General features: G+C 68.4%; 16 protein-coding genes. 3 read left to right on the top strand and 13 right to left on the bottom strand.

The genetic code is table 11. The annotated features are described in order from the left end of the window. The first annotated feature begins 128 nt into the window (after window positions 1–128). Window positions 129–1073, top strand: coding sequence for a class II glutamine amidotransferase (locus KS03_RS19955; protein WP_012734649.1), 945 nt, complete (start codon window positions 129–131; stop codon window positions 1071–1073). A gap of 97 nt (window positions 1074–1170) precedes the next feature. On the opposite strand, the gene KS03_RS19950 is transcribed toward KS03_RS19955, so the two are convergent. The 6 genes from KS03_RS19950 to KS03_RS19925 all read right to left on the bottom strand — a co-directional run bounded on the left by KS03_RS19950 (window position 1171) and on the right by KS03_RS19925 (window position 6971). Continuing rightward, a complete protein-coding gene (locus KS03_RS19950; protein ID WP_012734648.1) occupies window positions 1171–1896 on the bottom strand; it encodes an amino acid ABC transporter ATP-binding protein in 726 nt (241 codons plus the stop codon). Beyond that, window positions 1893–2570 carry a glutamate/aspartate ABC transporter permease GltK gene (gltK, locus tag KS03_RS19945; RefSeq protein WP_012734647.1) on the bottom strand — a complete coding sequence of 226 codons (678 nt, stop codon included), beginning with the start codon at window positions 2568–2570 and terminating at the stop codon, window positions 1893–1895. Before gltK ends, KS03_RS19950 begins: the two co-directional genes overlap by 4 nt. Then, entirely contained in the window at window positions 2570–3310 is a 741-nt protein-coding gene (locus KS03_RS19940; protein WP_012734646.1) for an amino acid ABC transporter permease, read from the bottom strand. Before KS03_RS19940 ends, gltK begins: the two co-directional genes overlap by 1 nt. A gap of 86 nt (window positions 3311–3396) precedes the next feature. Continuing rightward, window positions 3397–4290, bottom strand: a complete 894-nt coding sequence (locus KS03_RS19935) for a glutamate/aspartate ABC transporter substrate-binding protein (protein ID WP_012734645.1) — start codon at window positions 4288–4290, stop codon at window positions 3397–3399. Between the two features lie 244 nt (window positions 4291–4534). Next, window positions 4535–5842, bottom strand: coding sequence for a Glu/Leu/Phe/Val family dehydrogenase (locus KS03_RS19930; RefSeq protein ID WP_012734644.1), 1308 nt, complete (start codon window positions 5840–5842; stop codon window positions 4535–4537). Between the two features lie 172 nt (window positions 5843–6014). Next, window positions 6015–6971: a LysR family transcriptional regulator gene (locus KS03_RS19925; protein WP_012734643.1), complete on the bottom strand. Its 957-nt coding sequence runs from the start codon at window positions 6969–6971 to the stop codon at window positions 6015–6017. Window positions 6972–7152: 181 nt separating this feature from the next. On the opposite strand from KS03_RS19925, the gene purB reads away from it, so the two are divergent. Beyond that, window positions 7153–8541 carry an adenylosuccinate lyase gene (purB, locus tag KS03_RS19920; protein WP_035977317.1) on the top strand — a complete coding sequence of 463 codons (1389 nt, stop codon included), beginning with the start codon at window positions 7153–7155 and terminating at the stop codon, window positions 8539–8541. A gap of 143 nt (window positions 8542–8684) precedes the next feature. Here the strand turns inward: purB and KS03_RS19915 are convergent, their stop codons facing one another. The 4 genes from KS03_RS19915 to edd all read right to left on the bottom strand — a co-directional run bounded on the left by KS03_RS19915 (window position 8685) and on the right by edd (window position 13691). Next, window positions 8685–9188, bottom strand: a complete 504-nt coding sequence (locus KS03_RS19915) for a gluconokinase (protein WP_012734641.1) — start codon at window positions 9186–9188, stop codon at window positions 8685–8687. Window positions 9189–9205: 17 nt separating this feature from the next. Then, window positions 9206–10570 carry a GntT/GntP/DsdX family permease gene (locus KS03_RS19910; protein WP_012734640.1) on the bottom strand — a complete coding sequence of 455 codons (1365 nt, stop codon included), beginning with the start codon at window positions 10568–10570 and terminating at the stop codon, window positions 9206–9208. Window positions 10571–11107: 537 nt separating this feature from the next. Then, window positions 11108–11734: a bifunctional 4-hydroxy-2-oxoglutarate aldolase/2-dehydro-3-deoxy-phosphogluconate aldolase gene (gene eda, locus KS03_RS19905; RefSeq protein WP_012734639.1), complete on the bottom strand. Its 627-nt coding sequence runs from the start codon at window positions 11732–11734 to the stop codon at window positions 11108–11110. Between the two features lie 91 nt (window positions 11735–11825). Next, a complete protein-coding gene (gene edd, locus KS03_RS19900; RefSeq protein WP_012734638.1) occupies window positions 11826–13691 on the bottom strand; it encodes a phosphogluconate dehydratase in 1866 nt (621 codons plus the stop codon). A 289-nt stretch (window positions 13692–13980) separates the two neighbouring features. Here edd and KS03_RS19895 point away from each other — a divergent pair, with 289 nt between their 5' ends. Further along, window positions 13981–14877 (top strand): MurR/RpiR family transcriptional regulator, encoded by an 897-nt coding sequence (locus tag KS03_RS19895; RefSeq protein WP_012734637.1) that lies wholly within the window; start codon window positions 13981–13983, stop codon window positions 14875–14877. Between the two features lie 106 nt (window positions 14878–14983). Here KS03_RS19895 and KS03_RS19890 read toward each other — a convergent pair whose 3' ends face one another. From KS03_RS19890 to holA, 3 genes are all read right to left on the bottom strand, one after another. Next, complete coding sequence (locus tag KS03_RS19890) at window positions 14984–15406, bottom strand: CopD family protein (RefSeq protein WP_012734636.1); 423 nt, start codon at window positions 15404–15406, stop codon at window positions 14984–14986. Window positions 15407–15479: 73 nt separating this feature from the next. Beyond that, a complete protein-coding gene (locus KS03_RS19885) occupies window positions 15480–16751 on the bottom strand; it encodes a glutamate-5-semialdehyde dehydrogenase (protein WP_012734635.1) in 1272 nt (423 codons plus the stop codon). Between the two features lie 122 nt (window positions 16752–16873). Further along, window positions 16874–18013: a DNA polymerase III subunit delta gene (gene holA / locus KS03_RS19880; RefSeq protein WP_012734634.1), complete on the bottom strand. Its 1140-nt coding sequence runs from the start codon at window positions 18011–18013 to the stop codon at window positions 16874–16876. Window positions 18014–18060 lie beyond the last annotated feature (47 nt).

The raw sequence follows: 18060 nt of genomic DNA, 5'->3' as shown, positions 1-18060 counted from the left end.
AACCGCAACAGGGAACCGCGGGCACGCGGGTTCCACTTTTGGCCGCCCGGGGCTCGGTGATATGCTTGAAACCGCCATTGTACCGGTTCCTCCCGGTGTTCCTCCTGCCTCGTCTGCCGTAACGCCCTATGTGCCAACTCTTCGGAATGAACTGCGCCGAGCCGACCGACGTGACCTTCTCGTTCACGGGTTTCGCGGCCCGCGGCGGGCTCACCGATCATCACGCGGACGGCTGGGGCATCGCGTTTTTCGAGGAGAAGGCATGCCGGCTGTTCCTCGACCACCAGTCGTCGGCCACCTCGCCGATCGCCGAGATGGTCAAGCGCTACCCGATCAAGTCGAAGAACACCATCGCGCACATCCGCAAGGCCACCCAAGGCGCGATCCTGCTCGAGAACAGCCACCCGTTCATGCGCGAGCTGTGGGGACGGCACTGGATCTTCGCGCATAACGGCGACCTGCCGGGCTTCGCGCCCAGCCTCGACGACGGCGTCTACCAGCCGGTCGGCACCACCGACAGCGAGCGCGCGTTCTGCCTGCTGATGCAGGGCCTGCGCGACACCTTCCCGGGCGCGCAGCCGCCGCTGCCCGAGCTGTTCGAGCGGCTCGCCGAACTGACCGAACAGATCACCGCGCACGGCGTGTTCAACTTCCTGCTGTCGAACGGCCAGGCGCTGTTCGCGCACTGCTCGACGCGGCTGCACTACCTGGTGCGGCGCTGGCCGTTCTCGACCGCACACCTGATCGACGAGGATCTCTCGATCGACTTCGCCAAGTACACCACGCCCGAGGACCGCGTCGCCGTGATCGCCACGCAGCCGCTGACCGACGACGAGGTCTGGACCGCGTTCGAGCCGGGCGAGCTGCTGATGTTCCAATGCGGCGACGTCGCCGCGAAGACGCGCGTGGCGGTGCCCGAGGTGGTGCTCGAGAAACTGCGCAACCCGGCGCTCGATCCGTCGGCCTCGGCCGGCTGCGGGCGCGCGTCGGTGGCGAACGCGGCCGGCACCGACGCCACGCTCGAGGCGGCCGCGGCGGCCGTCGCGCACGGCGACGATCCGGTCGACTTCTGAGCAGCGCCGCTCGCACGCTCGCGGTCGGCCGCCCATGAAAAGCGCCCGGCGCGATGCCGGGCGTTTTTTCGTGCGGGGGCCGCGACCGCGGCCGCCCTCAGTGCAGGATCTTCGCAAGGAAGTCCTTCGCGCGATCGGACTTCGGATTGGCGAAGAACTCGTCCTTGCGGTCGTCCTCGACGATCGCGCCCTTGTCCATGAAGATCACGCGATGGGCGACCTTCTTCGCGAAGCCCATTTCGTGGGTCACGCACATCATCGTCATGCCTTCCTGCGCGAGCTCGACCATCACGTCGAGCACCTCGTTGATCATCTCGGGATCGAGCGCCGAGGTCGGCTCGTCGAACAGCATCGCGATCGGGTCCATCGACAGCGCGCGCGCGATTGCCACGCGCTGCTGCTGGCCGCCCGAGAGCTGGCCCGGGAACTTGTGCGCGTGCGCCTTGAGGCCGACCCGGTCGAGCAGCTTGAGGCCCTTGTCGTTGGCCTCGTCCTTGCTGCGGCCGAGCACCTTGATCTGCGCGAGCGTCAGGTTTTGCGTGATCGACAGATGCGGGAACAGCTCGAAGTGCTGGAACACCATGCCGACCTTCGAGCGCAGCTTCGACAGGTTGGTGCGCCGGTCGCCCACCGACTCGCCGTTGACGAGGATCTCGCCCTTCTGGAACGGCTCGAGGCCGTTCACGGTCTTGATCAGCGTGGACTTGCCCGAACCGGACGGCCCGCACACCACCACCACCTCGCCCTTCTTCACCTCCGTCGTGCAGTCGGTCAGCACCTGGAACTGCCCATACCACTTCGAGACGTTCTTGATGGAAATCATCTTGTAACCTTTTTCTGAAGACCCTTGACGAGTGCGGAAGCCAGCACGCACACGACGAAATAGCAGGCGCCCGCGAACAGGATCATCTCGACGCTGGTGCCGTCGCGATCGCCGATGTTGGTGGCCGTGCGGAAGAAGTCCGCGAGGCTGATCACATAGACGAGCGAGGTGTCCTGGAACAGCACGATCGCCTGCGTGAGCAGCAGCGGCACCATCGCGCGAAACGCCTGCGGCAGGATCACGAGGCGCATCGCCTGGCCGTAGCCCATGCCGAGCGCGAACGCCGCGTTGACCTGCCCGCGCGGCACCGCCTGAATCCCCGCGCGAATGATCTCCGAATAATACGCAGCCTCGAACAACGAGAACGCGATCATCGCCGAGGCGAGCCGGATGTCGATGGTCGGCGACAGCCCGAGCACGCCCTGCAGCAGTTGCGGCACGATCAGGAAGAACCATAGCAGCACCATCACCAGCGGGATGGAACGGAACACCGTCACGTAGAGCCGCGCGAACCATTGCAGCGCGGCGACGCCCGACAGCCGCATCAGCGCGAGCAGCGTGCCCCATACGATGCCGACCACGATCGCGAGCGCGGTGATCTCGAGCGTGACGATCGCCCCCGTCCACAGCGCGGGCAGCGCGCCGGGAATCCCACTCCAGTCGAAGTCGTGCATCACTTGCCTCCGATATAGCCGGGCAGCCGCGTCCTGGATTCGATCCAGCGCATCAGGGCCATCACGACGAGGTTGATGATCACGTAGGCGAGCGTGACGGCGATGAACGATTCATAGGTCTGCGCGGTGTAGTCGACCAGCTGGCGCGCCTGGGCCGACAGGTCGAGCAGGCCGATGGTCGAGGCCACCGCCGAATTCTTGAAGATATTCAGAAACTCGGAGGTGAGCGGCGGCACGATGATCCGATAGGCCACCGGCAGCAGCACGAAGCGGTAGGTCTGCCATTCGGTGAAGCCCATCGCGAGCCCGGCCGCGCGCTGGCCCTTGGGCAGCGCGGCGATGCCCGAGCGCACCTGCTCGCACACGCGCGCGCCGGTGAAGAGGCCCAGGCACACCACCGAGGCGGTGAAGAACTGCGTGCCCGGCGGCAACTGCTTGATCCAGGTGCCCAGCGCGGGCGGCAGCAGTTCGGGCACCACCAGGTACCAGACGAAGAACTGCACGATCAGCGGGATGTTGCGGAAAATCGACACGTAGAGCGTGCCGAGCGCGGACAGCCAGCGGTTGGGGACGGTGCGCAGCACGCCGAACAGCGAGCCGACGACGAGCGCGATCACCCAGGCCACCAGCGAGACCTTGATGGTCACCCAGAAGCCCGATAGCAGCCAGCCGAGGTAGGTGGTCGGCTCGCCCGTCGAAACGGGGCTCAGGAAGATTCCCCAGTTCCAGTGGTAAGACATGATGGACAGGACTCCAGCAAAAAGAAACGGAAGAAGCGCGGTGCCTCTTCCGTTGCATCAGAGCGTCGAACGCGACACCGGGCGACTCAGTCGAGCGCCTTGTCGTTCGGATTCGCGTAGAGCTTCTTCATCGAGTCAGACAGCGGGAAGTTCAGGTTCAGGCCCTTCGGCGGAATTGGGTTCTCGAACCACTTCGCGTAGAGCTTGGCCGCCTCGCCCGATTTCTCGGTCTCGGTGATCGCGTCGTCCACCACCTTCTTGAAGGCCGGATCGTCCTTGCGCATCATGCAGCCGTAGGCCTCTTCCGATTGCGGCGTCCCGACGATCACCCAGTTGTCGGGCTTCTTCGCCTTGGCGCGCTCGCCGGCCAGCAGCGCGTCGTCCATCATGAACGCCACCGCGCGGCCCGTCTCGAGCGTCTGGAACGACTCGCCGTGGTCCTTCGCGCTGATGATGTTCATGCCCATCTGCTTGTCGTTGTTCATCGCGCGCAGCAGGCGTTCGGAGGTGGTGCCGGCGGTGGTCACGACGGTCTTGCCCTTGAGGTCGGCGAAATCCTTGATGCCCGAATCCTTCGAGGTCATCAGGCGCGTGCCGATCACGAAATAGGTGGTCGAGAAGGCGGCCTGCTTCTGGCGGTCGAGGTTGTTGGTGGTCGAGCCGCACTCGATGTCCACCGTGCCGTTCTGCACGAGCGGAATGCGGTTCTGCGAGGTGACCGGAATGTTCTTGGTCTGCAGGTTCGGCAGGTTCAGCTTCTTCTTCACGGCATCGACGATGCGCATCTGGAAGTCGCGCGCGTAGCCGATCACCTGCTGGTTCTGGTCATAGTACGAAAACGGAATCGACGACTCGCGGTGGCCGAGCGCGATCACGCCGGTGTCCTTGATCTTCTTCAGCGTCCCCGCCTCCTGCGCGATGGCGCCGCCGGCAAACGTGGCGAGGGCGGCGGTGAGCAGCAGCGCTTGTTTGAATTTCATCTGGCATCTCCTTGGGCTAACGTCGGGCAGTCTAACAAAGTAACTCTAATGAAAGAAATTGTTGTCGGGCGCATTTTGTTTTGATTGTTCACAGTTGATGTGCCGCGCCAGGCGTGCCATCTCAAACAGGGCCAGATGTAAAAACGGGCGATACCGGATCGGTATCGCCCGCGGGGGGGTGGCGGCACGGCGGGGTGAGCCGCGCCGCCGCGTCGACCGGCGGCAAGCCGCCGGTCCAGGGGGATCAGGGATAGAGGCCGCGCATCTCGCGCGCCATCAGGATCCGCTTGCAGGCCACGATGAACGCCGCCGTGCGCACCGTGACATTGTGCTCCTGCGCAACCGACCAGACGCCGGCGAACGCCTCGCGCATGATGCGCTCGAGCCGCTGGTTGATCTCGTCCTCGGTCCAGAAGAAGCTCGAGAAATCCTGCACCCACTCGAAGTACGAGACGGTCACGCCGCCCGCGTTGGCGATCACGTCGGGAATCACCAGCACGCCATTGGCCGCGAGGATGTCGTCGGCCGCCGTGGTGGTCGGGCCGTTCGCGCCCTCGACGACGATCTTCGTGCGGATCTTGCCCGCGTTCTTCTCGGTGATCTGGTTCTCGAGCGCGGCCGGGATCAGGATGTCGGTCTCGACGGTCCAGAACTCGTCGTTGGCCATCGACTCGGCGCCCTCGAAGCCCGCCACGCCGCCCGTGCGCGCCACATGGTCGAGCAGCTTCACGGTGTCCAAGCCGGCCGGCTGGTAGATCGTGCCGGTGTGGTCCTGCACGGCGATGACGGTCGCGCCGGCCTCCTGGAACAGCTTGCCCGCGATCCCGCCGACGTTGCCGAAGCCCTGCACCGCGATGCGCGCGCCGCGGATCTCGAGGCCGATCTTCTGGGCCGCCTCGCAACCCACCACGAACACGCCGCGGCCGGTCGCCTCGCGGCGGCCGAGCGAGCCGCCGAGCGTGATCGGCTTGCCCGTCACCACGCCGGTGGCCGTCTGGCCCTGGTTCATCGAGTAGGTGTCCATCATCCACGCCATCACCTGTTCGTTGGTGTTGACGTCCGGTGCCGGGATATCGGTGTTCGGCCCGATGATGATGCCGATCTCGCTCGTGTAGCGGCGCGTCATGCGCTCGAGCTCGCCGCGCGACAGCTTGCGCGGATCGACGCGGATGCCGCCCTTCGCGCCGCCGTACGGCACGTTGACGGCCGCATTCTTGACCGACATCCAGGCCGACAGCGCCATCACCTCGGACAGCGTGACGTCCTGGTGGTAGCGCACGCCGCCCTTGCCCGGGCCGCGCGAGACGTTGTGCTGCACGCGGTAGCCCTCGAAGTGCGCCACGGTGCCGTTATCGAGCTCGATCGGCACGTCGACCACCAGGATGCGCTTCGGGCGCTTCAGCGTTTCGAGCCAGCGCGACAGCGAGCCGAGATACGGCGCGACGCGGTCGACCTGCTGCAGGTAGTTGCCCCACGGGCCCAACGCTTCCGCGTTCAGATATGACGGAATGGACTGCGCGATGACGGGCGAGGACTGCGATTGCGAAGACATGGATTCTCCAACGGTCAGCGAATGACGCACATTGTCGAAAAACGGATTTTCGAAATCCAATGCCGTTTGTTTATTCGATTATGCGTTTCGCGCATGATCGCGCTATTGCCGGCCAACCGGCGGGTTCCCTCCATGAACGCCAGCAATCGCCATGCCTTCTGCGAGCGGCATTTCAGCGCGCACGCTGCGCGAGCTCCTCGACGACGGCGTCCCACAGCGCGCGCATCAGCGCCTGGCGCGCCTCGTCGCCCTGCACGGCGAGCTTGTCGCGATAGAGCCGGATCTCCATGGTCAGCGTGAACGGCTGCGCGCCGCCCGCGCGCGCGGGCCGGTCGAGGCGGATCAGCTCGCCGCGCGCCACCGCGTCCTCGACCGCGCTGTGCGGCAGGAACGCGACGCCGTGGCCGGCCAGCGCCATCGCCTTGAGCCCCTCGGCCATGTCGGTCTCATAGACCCGGTCCAGATGCAGCGGCTCGCGCGCGTTGGCGATGATCACCTCGGTCATCCGGCCCAGGTAGGCGTTCGGCGTGTAGGACAGGTAGGGCACCGCCGCATCGGCGCCGCCGGGCAGCGTGTAGCGCGGCCGGCCGGCGCGCAGCGGCGCCGAGAACGGGCTGATCGGCTCCATGCCGAGCGTCAGCATGTCGTAGCGCGACGGATCGAGCGCCACCGGATGGCTCGGGTGGTGGTAGCCCATCACCAGGTCGCAGCCGCCCTCGACGAGCGAGAGCACCGCGTCGTGGACGTTCAGCGCGCGCAGCCGCGTATGCACCGGCCCCAGCTTGGCCTCGATGCGCTGCAGCCAGAACGGGAAATAGGTCAGCGAAAGCGTGTGCGGCACCGCGAATTCGATGGTCGGCACCGGCGCCGCCGCATGGCCGCGCAGCACCGTGCGCGCCTCGTGCGCCTGCGAGAGGATGGTCAGCGCCTGTTCGAGGAACACCTGGCCGGCCTGCGTGAGCCGCGTCGGGTACACGGAGCGGTCGATCAGCTCGGTGCCGAGCCACGCCTCGAGCGCCTGGATGCGCCGCGAGAACGCCGGCTGCGAGACGTGCCGCGATTCGGCCGAACGGCTGAAGCTGCGCGTCTCCGCGAGCGAGACGAAGTCTTCGAGCCATTTCAGTTCCATGCGGACCCTTGCTGCGCGGCGATTGCGGAGCCCGCATTGTAGCCGGGCGGCGGCGGCGCAGGCGAAGGCGCCCGCGCGGGCCGCCCCCCGGCGCCCTGCCCGCACCGCGTGCCGGAGCCGGCCGCCGCCGATGGTAAAATTGCGGGTTGACCCTCTCCACGCCCGAACCGGCCGCCCCATCATGTCCGACACCCGCCCCGACACCCTTTTCGCCCTCACCGCGCTCTCGCCGCTCGACGGCCGCTACGCGAGCAAGACCGAAGCGCTGCGCGAGTGGCTCTCCGAGGCCGCGTTCATGCGCCACCGCGTGACGGTCGAGGCTCATTGGCTGATCGCGCTGTCGCGCGCCGGCTTCGCCGAAGTGCCGCGCTTCTCGGCGGCCTCCGAGCAGTTCCTGCTGCAGCTGGTCGAGCGCTTCACCGCGCACGACGCGGCACGCATCAAGGACATCGAGCGCGTCACCAACCACGACGTGAAGGCGGTCGAATACTGGCTCAAGGAATCGGTGAAGGGCCAGCCGGAACTCGAGGCCGCGAGCGAATTCATCCACTTCGCCTGCACCTCGGAAGACATCAACAACACCTCGCACGGCATGATGCTGGCCGGTGCGCGCGACAAGGTGATCGTGCCGGCGCTGCGCAGCGTGCAGCAGCGGCTCGTCGCGCTCGCGCACGCGCTGGCCGACCAGCCGATGCTGTCGCGCACGCACGGCCAGCCGGCCAGCCCGACCACGCTCGGCAAGGAAATCGCCAACGTCGCGGCGCGCCTCGCGCGCGCGATCGAGCGCATCGAGAAGGTCGAGCTGCTGGGCAAGATGAACGGCGCGGTCGGCAACTTCAACGCGCACCTGTCGGCGTATCCGGAATTCGACTGGGAGGCGTTCTCCAAGGACGTGGTCGAGAACCGCCTGAAGCTCGCCTTCAACCCGTACACCATCCAGATCGAGCCGCACGACTACATGGCCGAGCTGTTCGACGCGGTGGCGCGCGCCAACACGATCCTGCTCGACCTCGACCGCGACGTCTGGGGCTACATCGCGCTCGGCTACTTCAAGCAGAAGACCAAGGCCGGCGAGATCGGCTCGTCGACCATGCCGCACAAGGTCAACCCGATCGATTTCGAGAACTCGGAAGGCAACCTCGGCCTGGCCAACGCCACGCTGCGCCATCTCTCCGAGAAGCTGCCGGTGTCGCGCTGGCAGCGCGACCTGACCGACTCCACGGTGCTGCGCAACATCGGCGTGGCGTTCGGCTACTCGCTGCTCGCCTACGAATCGCTCACGCGCGGTCTCGACAAGCTCGAGGTGAACCCCGCGCGCCTGAACGAGGACCTCGACAACTGCTGGGAAGTGCTGGCCGAGCCGGTGCAGACCGTGATGCGCCGCTACGGCATCGAGAACCCCTACGAGCAGCTGAAGGAACTGACGCGCGGCAAGGGCATCACGCGCGAGGCGCTGCAGCAGTTCGTGGGCGGCCTGGCGATCCCGCAGGACGCGAAGGACCTGCTGCTGGCGATGACGCCGGCCTCGTACATCGGCAAGGCGGTCGAGCTCGCGAAGCGGATCGCGTAACGCGCGAGGCATCACGGCGTGCCGCCTCGCGGCGGCACGCAAAAACCAAGGCGCCCGGGGCATTCGCCGCCGGGCGCCTTGTTTTGTCTGGTCGCGCGGGCCGTGCGCCGGTGGCGCCGGCCCGCCGGATCGCAACCGGGCCGTCAGGCCTGCGGGGCGAGGCCGAGTTTCTTCAGCACCTCGTCCACCATCTGCTCGGGCGTCTGCTCGATGCTGACCTGCACGGCCTCGTCGGCGCCCGGCACCTCGAGCGTGTCGAGCTGGCTTTGCAGCAGCGACGGATCGAAGAAATGGCCGGTGCGCGTCTTGAGCCGCTCGCTCAGCACTTCCATCGTGCCTGCGAGGTAGACGAAGCGCACGTCGGCGTCGCCGCCGCGCAGCACGTCGCGATACGAGCGCTTCAGCGACGAGCAGGTGAACACCGCCGTCTCGCCCGCGCGCTGCTTGGCCTCGATCGCCGCGCGGATCGCCTTCAGCCATGGCCAGCGGTCGTCGTCGGTGAGCGCAATCCCGTGATGCATCTTTTCCTTGTTGGCGGCGCTGTGGAACGCGTCGCCATCGGTGAACGTGCAGCCGAGCCGCTCCGCCAGCAGTTCGCCGATCCGCGTCTTGCCGGCGCCCGAGACGCCCATTGCGATCAAAATCATTGACTACCCCTTGCTTGTTACAGAACGGTGGCGAGCACCATCGTGAAGCCGAGCCCGAGCAGCGAGATCAGCGTCTCGAGCGCCGTCCAGGTCTTGAAGGTCTGGCCGACCGTCATCCCGAAGTATTCCTTGATCAGCCAGAATCCGCCGTCGTTCACGTGCGAAAAGATCAGCGAGCCGGAGCCGGTGGCGAGCACCAGCAGTTCGGGCTTCACCGTGCCGCCGGCGGCCGCCGCGATCGGCGCGACGATGCCGCAGGCGGTCGTCATGGCCACCGTCGCCGAGCCGGTCGCGAGCCGGATCAGCGCGGCGGCGAACCAGCCGAGCAGCAGCGGCGACAGGTGGGCCTGCGTGGCCGTGGCGACGATCTGCTGCGAGATGCCGCTGTCGCGCAGCACGCCGCCGAAGCCGCCGCCGGCGCCGACGATCAGCGTGATGCCGGCGATCGGCGCGAGGCACTCGCCGCAGAATTTCTGGATCTGCTCGCGGTTGAAGCCCTGCTTCGCGCCGAAGGTCCAGAAGCTGACCAGCACCGCGATCAGCAGCGCGACGTCGGAGGTGCCGGCGAAGCGCAGCAGGTTGTTCGGCAGCGTCTTCGGCGCGAACAGCAGGTCGGCCCAGCTGCCGACCAGCATCAGCACCACCGGCAGCAGGACCGTAAACAGCGTGATGCCGAAGCCCGGCAGCTCGCGGTCGCGCCGCGCCCGGTCGCCCGAATCGACGAACTGCGAGGCGAGCGGGTTATGCTCCGGCAGCTTCACGTACTTGTGGATCACCAGCGCGAACAACGGCCCGGCGATGATCGCGGTCGGGATGCCGACGACCAGGCCATAGGCAATCGTCTTGCCGATGTCGGCACCGAACGCCTGCACCGCGAGCAGCGCGGCCGGGTGCGGCGGAATCAGGCCGTGCACCACGGACAGGCCCGCCACCATCGGCAGGCCCACCAGCAGCAGCGACTTGCCGGTGCGCTTGGCGACGTTGAACGCGATCGGAATCAGCAGCACGAAGCCGACCTCGAAGAACACCGGCAGGCCGATGATCATCGCGACGCACAGCATCGCCCAGTGAATGTTTTTCTCGCCGAACCAGCCGATCATGGTGGTGGCGATCCGTTCGGCGCCGCCCGACTCGGCCATCATCTTGCCGAGCATCGTGCCGAGGCCCACCACGATCGCGATGTGGCCGAGCGTGTTGCCGTTGCCGGTCTCGAACGACTTGACGATCTTGTCCATCGGCATCCCGACCACGAGGCCGAGGCCGAGCGAGACGATGATCAGCACGAGGAACGGATAAATCTTGTAGCGCGCGATCAGCACGATCAGCAACACGATCGCGATCAGCGCGCACACCAGCAGCATGCTGCCTTGTACTGCCCCCATGGACTCCTCCTTCGATTGTTGAAACCGGGCCGGCCAGACTGCGGCGCCCGGTGTTCTCTGACGCCCCGCACGGCGGGACGCTGAATTCTACTTTCGTTTCGTGATGCACGATAGAACCGGTTCCATGCCTGCTCCGCGGCCGCAACCGGCGGCGGGTCGGGTCGAATCCTGCCCGGCCGGTCAGCCGGCGCGCACGCGCGCCAATCACTATAAGGGAGGTCGGAAAGCTTCGCCGCGAGCCGCGTGAGCGCGGCAATGCGGGGGCATGGCGGCGTGGCGGCGTGGCGGCGTGGCGACGTGGCGACGTGGCGACGTGGCGGCGTCACGCAAGAGCGGCGGGCGGATTCGCACCGCGACGACGGCGATCGCGGCGATCGCGGCGCATGGCGGGCAGGCGCGAGGCGGGACGCATGCGGCGCCGCGCGGCTGCCGGCGTCGGACACGCGCCGGCGGATGCGCACGCAACCATCGCTCCCGCCGGCCGGCCCGGCGACGATTCGAGCCGATTCGGCCGAGCGGGCCGCCCGGCGGGGCGGATCAGCGGGCCAGCTGGCTCGCCGCCTGGGCGAGCCGCGTGACCTCGGCCCAGTCCTGGGCCGCGAGCGCGGCCTTGGGCGTCAGCCACGAGCCGCCCACGCAGACCACGTTCGGCTGCTTGAGGAAATCGGGCGCCGTCTGCGCACTGATGCCGCCGGTCGGGCAGAACTTCAGCGTCGGGAACGGGCCGTGGAACGCCTGCAGCATCGGGATGCCGCCCGCCTGCTGCGCCGGGAAGAACTTCACCACCTCATAGCCGAGCTCGAGCGCGGTGATGATGTCGGTCGGCGTCATCACGCCGGGCAGCAGCGGCAGGCCCGCGTCGCTCGCGGCCCGGTGCATGTCCCTGGTGAGGCCCGGCGACACGCCGAACTGCGCGCCGGCCTGCTTGGCGAGCGCGCAGTGCTCGGGCTTCGTGATGGTGCCGACACCGACCACGATGTCGTCGGCGAGCTGGCTCGCGCGTTCGATCGCCTTCAGTCCGGCCTCGGTGCGCAGCGTGATCTCCAGCACCTTCACGCCGCCCGCGTGCAGCGCGCGCGACACGTGCTCGCCCTGCTCGACCGTCTCGAACGCGAGCACCGGAATCACCGGGCCGAGTTTCACGATGTCGTGGATCGTCTTCATCTGCTGCTTCTCCTATGATTCGATGCGTGGGCCGGGCCGCGGCGGATTCGCCGTGGCGCGACCGGCCCGATTCGGTTCCATGCCATGCGGCTCAGTGCGTGACGCTCGCGCCGGCCTGCGCGGTCTCGCCGACCAGCGCACCGAACACCGAGGCGCCCGCCTCGGCCGGCATCGCCGCGGCGCGGAACACGCCGAACAGCTCGCGGCCGAAGCCGACCTCGTTGTCGGCCTGATGCGTGGGGCGCGCCAGCTCGCGCGCGGCCCATTCGCCCGCGTCGATCTCGACGTCGAGCACGCCGGCCTGCGCGTCGATCACGATGGTGTCGCCGCTGCGCACCTTGGCGAGCGGCCCGTCGAGCAGCGCCTCCGGCGAGACGTGGATCACCGCCGGAACCTTGCCCGAGGCGCCCGACATGCGGCCGTCGGTAACCAGCGCGACATGGAAACCCTGATCCTGCAGCACGCCGAGCAGCGGCGTCAAACGGTGCAGCTCCGGCATGCCGTTGGCGCGCGCGCCCTGGAACCGCACCACGGCGACGAAGTCGCGCTTGAGCTCGCCCGCGTCGAAGGCGGCCTGCACGGCCTCCTGGGAATCGAACACGATGGCCGGCGCGACCACCTTGCGGTGCTCGGGCGCGACCGCCGAGATCTTGATCACGCCGCGGCCGAGACGCCCCTGCATCAGGCGCAGGCCGCCGTCCGGCGCGAACGGCTCGGCGAGCGGCCGCAGCACCTTCGGATCCTGGCTCTCGGCCACGCCCGGCACCCATTCGAGCCTGCCGTCGATGAGCTTCGGCTCGTGCGTATAGTGCGACAGGCCGCGGCCCGCCACCGTCGTCACGTCCTCGTGCAGCAGACCGCCTTCCAGCAGGTTGCGCACCAGGAACGCCACGCCGCCCGCCGCGTGGAAGTGGTTCACGTCGGCCTTGCCGTTCGGGTAGATCTTCGCGAGCAGCGGCACGATCGCCGACAGCGCGTCGAAGTCGTCCCAGTCGATCAGGATGCCGGCGGCACGCGCGATCGCGACCAGGTGCATGGTGTGGTTGGTCGAGCCGCCCGTGGCGAGCAGCGCGACGATGCCGTTGATCACGGCCTTCTCGTCCACCACGTGCCCGATCGGCGTGTAGCTGCCGCGCTCGACGGTCAGATCGAGCACGCGGCGCGCCGCGGCGGCCGTCAGCGCGTCGCGCAACGGCGTGTGCGGGTGCACGAACGCCGAGCCCGGCAGATGCAGGCCCATCACCTCCATCAGCATCTGGTTGCTGTTGGCGGTGCCGTAGAACGTGCAGGTGCCCTGGCCGTGATAGGCGGCCGATTCGGCCTCGAGCAGCGCGTCGCGGCCCACCTGGCCGGTCGCGAACTGCTGGCGGATCTTCGCCTTGTCGTCGTTCGACAGGCCGCTCGTCATCGGGCCGGCCGGCACGAAGATGGTCGGCAGGTGGCCGAACTGCAGCGCGCCGATCAGCAGGCCCGGCACGATCTTGTCGCAGATGCCGAGGCAGAGCGCCGCGTCGAACATGTTGTGGGTCAGCGCGATCGCCGTGCTCATCGCGATCGTCTCGCGCGAGAACAGCGACAGCTCCATGCCCGGGTTGCCCTGCGTGACGCCGTCGCACATCGCCGGCACGCCGCCCGCGAATTGCGCCACGCCGCCGTTCTCGCGCGCGGCTGCCTTGATGATGTCGGGATACGAGACGTAGGGCGCGTGCGCCGACAGCATCTCGTTGTACGACGAGACGATGCCGATATTCGGCTCGCGGATCGCCTTGATCACGAACTTGTCGTTGCCTTCGAGGCCGGCGAAGCCGTGCGCGAGGTTCGCGCACGACAGCGCGCCGCGCGCCGGAAAGCGTCCCTGCGCGGCGGCGATGCGGTCGAGATAGGCGGTGCGGGTCGGACGGCTGCGCGCGATCACGCGCTCGGTCACGTTCACGAGAGTGGGATGCGGCGAGGCCATGCTGGGCGGCTCCTCTGATGCCGGGCGGTGCCGGCGGCTGGAATCGTGGGGCTGGCCGGCTTGCCGACCAAACGCGCCAAAGTCTAGTAGAAAAACTACATAGTCGCAATCTTGCGTTGCAGCATCGATCTCTCGAATATTCGCCTGACGCCTGCTATATCGGCCCTTTTGATTAGTGAAAACCCTGATGTCGTGCCACGACGTCGACACTTCAGCTAGAAATTTCCTGTAGTTTTTCTACAATACCGCCACACGCCTACAATCCGTCATTTGCGAAAACGAGCCGCCGATGCTGCCCCGAATCGAAGCGCTGCGCGCGCAGCTACGCCCTTCCGAGCGCAAGCTCGCCGACTACATGCTGGCCGCGCCGCGCGAGATCCTCGACCTGTCGATGACCGAGCTCGCCGCGCGCGCGGGCGTGAGCCAGCCCACCATCGCGCGGTTCTGCCATGCGCTCGGCTGCAGCGGCTTTCGCGAGTTCAAGATCCGGCTCGCGCAGAGCGTGGCGCCGGGCGTGCCGTCGGTCTATCGCGACGTGGAACCCGACGAGCCCGCGCCCGGCATCATCGGCAAGGTGTTCGACCGCACCATCGGCGCGCTGATCGAGGTGCGCAACAGCCTGTCGGCCGGCAGCGTGGCGGAGGCCATCGCGCTGCTCGCGCGCGCCTCGCGCATCGAGTTCTACGGCGCGGGCGGCTCCGGCATCGCCGCGCAGGACGTCCAGCACAAGTTCTTCCGGCTCGGCATGCCGAGCGTGGCCTATTCCGACCCGCACACCTTCAGCATGTCGGCCGCGCTGCTAGGCGCGCAGGACGTGGTGGTGGCGATTTCGAACACGGGGCGCACGCGCGACATCGTCGAGGCCGCGAAATCGGCGCTCGCCTGCGGCGCGAAAGTGGTGTCGATCACGCACAGCCACTCGCCGCTGGCGCAGCTGGCCAGCGTCAATCTCGCCTCGAACATTGCCGAGGAAACCGACGTGTTCTCGCCGATGACCTCGCGCATGTCGCATCTGGCGATCGGCGACATCCTCGCGGTGGGCGTCGCGCTGCAGCGCGGGCCGGCGCTCGTGGACCGGCTCGGCCGCGCGAAGGCGGCCATCACGCGGCGCCGCATCGAGCCCGACGGCAAGCCGGCCGAGCGCCGGGGCGCGCGCGACGGGAAGGAAACCGAAACGCAGGCCTGAGCGGCCCGCGCCGCCTGAGGACGCCGCCGGGCGGCGGCGATGATGCCGCCCAGCGACGATGGCGCGGCCGCTATCGCCGAGCGCGCGCGGCGGCGCGAAGCCCCGCTCAGAACGGCTTGATCACGGCCAGCGCGACGGCGCCGAGCATGCCGAGCACCGGCAGTTCGTTGAAGAAGCGATACCAGCGATCGGAGCGGCGGTTCTCGCCGCGCTCGAACACGCGCAGCAGATGCCCGCAATAGACGTGATAGACGATCAGCAGCAGGACGATCGTCAGCTTCGCGTGAATCCACCCCTGCCCGCGCCCGACGCCGGCGACGAGCCAGAGCCAGAGCCCGCAGGCGAGCGCCGGCACGGCGATGAAACTCATGAAGCGGAACAGCTTGCGCGCCATCGCGAGCAGCCGGCGCACCGCGCCGGGATCGCTCTCCATCGCGAGGTTCACGTAGATGCGCGGCAGATAGAACAGCCCCGCGAACCAGGCGGCGATCAGCACGATGTGGAAGGTCTTGACCCAGAGATACGTCATCGAATAGCCCGTCCTTCGGTGGCCGGGTCGCGCCGGCCCGTGGCCGCGGCGGCCGGCACCGGCCGCCGCGTGTTCATTGCCGCCCTTCGCCGTGCCCGAGCACGACGTACTTCAGCGAGGTCAGCCCCTCGAGCCCGACCGGCCCGCGCGCATGCAGCTTGTCGTTCGAGATGCCGATCTCGGCGCCGAGGCCGTATTCGAAGCCATCCGCGAAACGCGTCGAGGCGTTCACCATCACGCTGGCCGAATCGACCTCGCGCAGAAAGCGCATGGCGCGGTCGTGGTCCTCGGTGACGATCGCATCGGTGTGCGCCGAGCCATACGCGTTGATGTGCTCGATCGCGGCATCGAGCCCGTCCACCAGCTTGATCGCGAGCACCGGCGCCAGATACTCGGTGCGCCAGTCCTCCTCGGTCGCGTCCACCAGCGGGCCGACCCCGGCCGCCGCCAGCACGGCCTTCGCGGCCGCGTCCACGCGCAGCTCGACCGACTTGTCGCGATAGAGGCGCCCCAGCTGCGGCAGCACCGCGGGCGCGATGCCGCGCGCGACGAGCAGCGTCTCCATGGTGTTGCAGGTGCCGTAGCGATGGGTCTTGGCGTTGTCGCAGACGCTCAGCGCCTTCGCCAGATCGGCGCGATCGTCCACGTACACGTGGCAGATCCCGTCGAGATGCTTGATCATCGGCACGCGCGCCTCCTCGATCAGCCTCGCGATCAGGCTCTTGCCGCCGCGCGGCACGATCACGTCGACGTATTCGGTCATGGTGATCAGCCGGCCGACGGCCGCGCGATCGGCGGTCTCGACCACCTGCACGGCGTCGGCCGGCAGCCCCGCCGCCGCGAGCCCCTCGCCGATCAGCCGCGCCAGCGCGGTGTTCGATTCGAGCGCCTCGGAGCCGCCGCGCAGGATCGTCGCGTTGCCGGACTTCAGGCACAGCGCCGCCGCGTCGATCGTCACGTTCGGCCGCGATTCGTAGATGATGCCGATCACGCCGAGCGGCACGCGCATCTGGCCCACCTGGATGCCGCTCGGGCGAAACTTCAGGTTCGAGATCTCGCCGATCGGATCGGCCAGCGCCGCGACCTGCCGCAGGCCGTCCAGCATCGTCTTCAGCGCCTTGTCCGACAGCGTCAGGCGGTCGACGAACGCGGCGTCCTGGCCCTTCGCGCGCGCGCGCTCGACGTCGCGCGCGTTGGCGGCCTTGAGCGCACCGGCCTCGCGCTCGATCGCGGTCGCGATCGCGGCGAGCGCGGCGTTCTTCGCGGCCGTGTCGGCCCGTGCAATGGCGCGCGAGGCCTGCCGCGCGCGGCGGCCGACGTCCGTCATGTACTGATCGATATCCATCGTGAAACCCGAATCCGGAATGGCGGCCGCGTGGCGCAGCCAGATGCCGTTGGTCATTGCCGCCCGCGCCCGGTCGGGACGCCGGCGAGTGATCGATTGTAAGCGCGCCGTGCCGTGGCCGCTCAGGCCGGGCGCCGCGGCGCGGCGAAAGCCGCGGCACGTGCGCCGGCGGCGCCGCGCGTGCCGGAGCCGGCCGCCGGCGAGCCCTGCGCACCGGCCACCGTCATGGCGAGCTGGAACAGCCCGTCCCACGGGTCCGGCGGCGGCTCGTCGACGCGCGGCAGCCCCGGCGCCATGCCGGACAGCCCCTTCACCTGGCGGTCGAGCCTGGCGGCCAGCGCGAGCGCCGCCTCGAGCACCGCTTCCGAGACGCGCGACAGCGCCGGCCCGATCAGCCGCTCGCGCGGCCCCCAGACGCGATTCTCGCGGACCAGCACCGCGAGCGGCTTGCCGGCCGCGACGCCGCGCTTGATCCGCAGCAGCGTGCGCAGTTCCTCGACCACGGCCCACAGCACCAGCACGAGCGCCTCGCCCTCGCCCTTCAGGCCGTCGATCATGCGCGCGAGCCGGCCCGCGTCGCCCGCCAGCATCGCCTCGTTGAGCTTGAACACGTCGTAGCGCGCCACGTTCAGCACGGCGTCCTGCACCTGATCGAGCGCGAGCGTGCCGGACGGATAGAGCAGCCCGAGCTTCTGGATCTCCTGATGGGCGGCCAGCAGGTTGCCCTCCACGCGCTCGGCGATGAACTGCAGCGCGCGCCGGCCGTCCTCGCCGGCGGCCACGCGCTGGCCCTGCGCGGCGAGCCGCTGGCCGATCCAGTTCGGCAGCTGGGCGCGATCGACGGGATCGATCTTCAGCGCCACCCCGCCGTTGCCGAGCGCCGTGAACCAGGCCGATTTCTGCGTGGCCGCATCGAGCCGCGGCAGCGTCACGAGCATCAGCACGTCGGGGTTGCCTGCGCCGGCGAGCGTCTTCAGCGCATCGGCACCTTCCTTGCCGGGCTTGCCCGACGGAATCCGCAGCTCGATCAGCTGGCGCTCGCCGAACAGCGACATGGCCTGGCTCGCGCCGAGCAGCGAACTCCAGTCGAAGCTGCGCTCGACGGTAAACACCGAACGCTCGGTGAAGCCGCCCGCGCGCGCGGCGGCGCGAATCCGGTCGCAGGCCTCCTGCACCAGCAGCGGCTCGTCGCCGTACACGGTGTAGAGGCCCGCGAGCGTCTTCGCGAGGTGCGCCTCCAGCGCGTCAAGTCGCAATTGCATCGGTTGGCATGCTCAGCAGTCGAAAGGAAACCACGCCCGGAACCGCG

The sequence above is a fragment of the Burkholderia glumae LMG 2196 = ATCC 33617 genome, from assembly GCF_000960995.1.
GTDB lineage: Bacteria > Pseudomonadota > Gammaproteobacteria > Burkholderiales > Burkholderiaceae > Burkholderia > Burkholderia glumae.
Note: the sequence above shows the minus strand (reverse complement) of the source record. Positions and strands in the feature narration are given on the sequence as shown.

Coding starts and splice junctions, on each gene's coding strand:
- gltK (WP_012734647.1), bottom strand. CDS start 2,570: ATGCACGACTTCGACTGGAGTGGGATTCCCGGCGCGCTGCCCGCGCTG.
- KS03_RS19950 (WP_012734648.1), bottom strand. CDS start 1,896: ATGATTTCCATCAAGAACGTCTCGAAGTGGTATGGGCAGTTCCAGGTG.
- KS03_RS19925 (WP_012734643.1), bottom strand. CDS start 6,971: ATGGAACTGAAATGGCTCGAAGACTTCGTCTCGCTCGCGGAGACGCGC.
- KS03_RS19885 (WP_012734635.1), bottom strand. CDS start 16,751: ATGGATATCGATCAGTACATGACGGACGTCGGCCGCCGCGCGCGGCAG.
- KS03_RS19930 (WP_012734644.1), bottom strand. CDS start 5,842: ATGTCTTCGCAATCGCAGTCCTCGCCCGTCATCGCGCAGTCCATTCCG.
- edd (WP_012734638.1), bottom strand. CDS start 13,691: ATGGCCTCGCCGCATCCCACTCTCGTGAACGTGACCGAGCGCGTGATC.
- purB (WP_035977317.1), top strand. CDS start 7,153: ATGTCCGACACCCGCCCCGACACCCTTTTCGCCCTCACCGCGCTCTCG.
- eda (WP_012734639.1), bottom strand. CDS start 11,734: ATGAAGACGATCCACGACATCGTGAAACTCGGCCCGGTGATTCCGGTG.
- KS03_RS19890 (WP_012734636.1), bottom strand. CDS start 15,406: ATGACGTATCTCTGGGTCAAGACCTTCCACATCGTGCTGATCGCCGCC.
- KS03_RS19915 (WP_012734641.1), bottom strand. CDS start 9,188: ATGATTTTGATCGCAATGGGCGTCTCGGGCGCCGGCAAGACGCGGATC.
- KS03_RS19935 (WP_012734645.1), bottom strand. CDS start 4,290: ATGAAATTCAAACAAGCGCTGCTGCTCACCGCCGCCCTCGCCACGTTT.
- KS03_RS19955 (WP_012734649.1), top strand. CDS start 129: ATGTGCCAACTCTTCGGAATGAACTGCGCCGAGCCGACCGACGTGACC.
- KS03_RS19940 (WP_012734646.1), bottom strand. CDS start 3,310: ATGTCTTACCACTGGAACTGGGGAATCTTCCTGAGCCCCGTTTCGACG.
- holA (WP_012734634.1), bottom strand. CDS start 18,013: ATGCAATTGCGACTTGACGCGCTGGAGGCGCACCTCGCGAAGACGCTC.
- KS03_RS19895 (WP_012734637.1), top strand. CDS start 13,981: ATGCTGCCCCGAATCGAAGCGCTGCGCGCGCAGCTACGCCCTTCCGAG.
- KS03_RS19910 (WP_012734640.1), bottom strand. CDS start 10,570: ATGGGGGCAGTACAAGGCAGCATGCTGCTGGTGTGCGCGCTGATCGCG.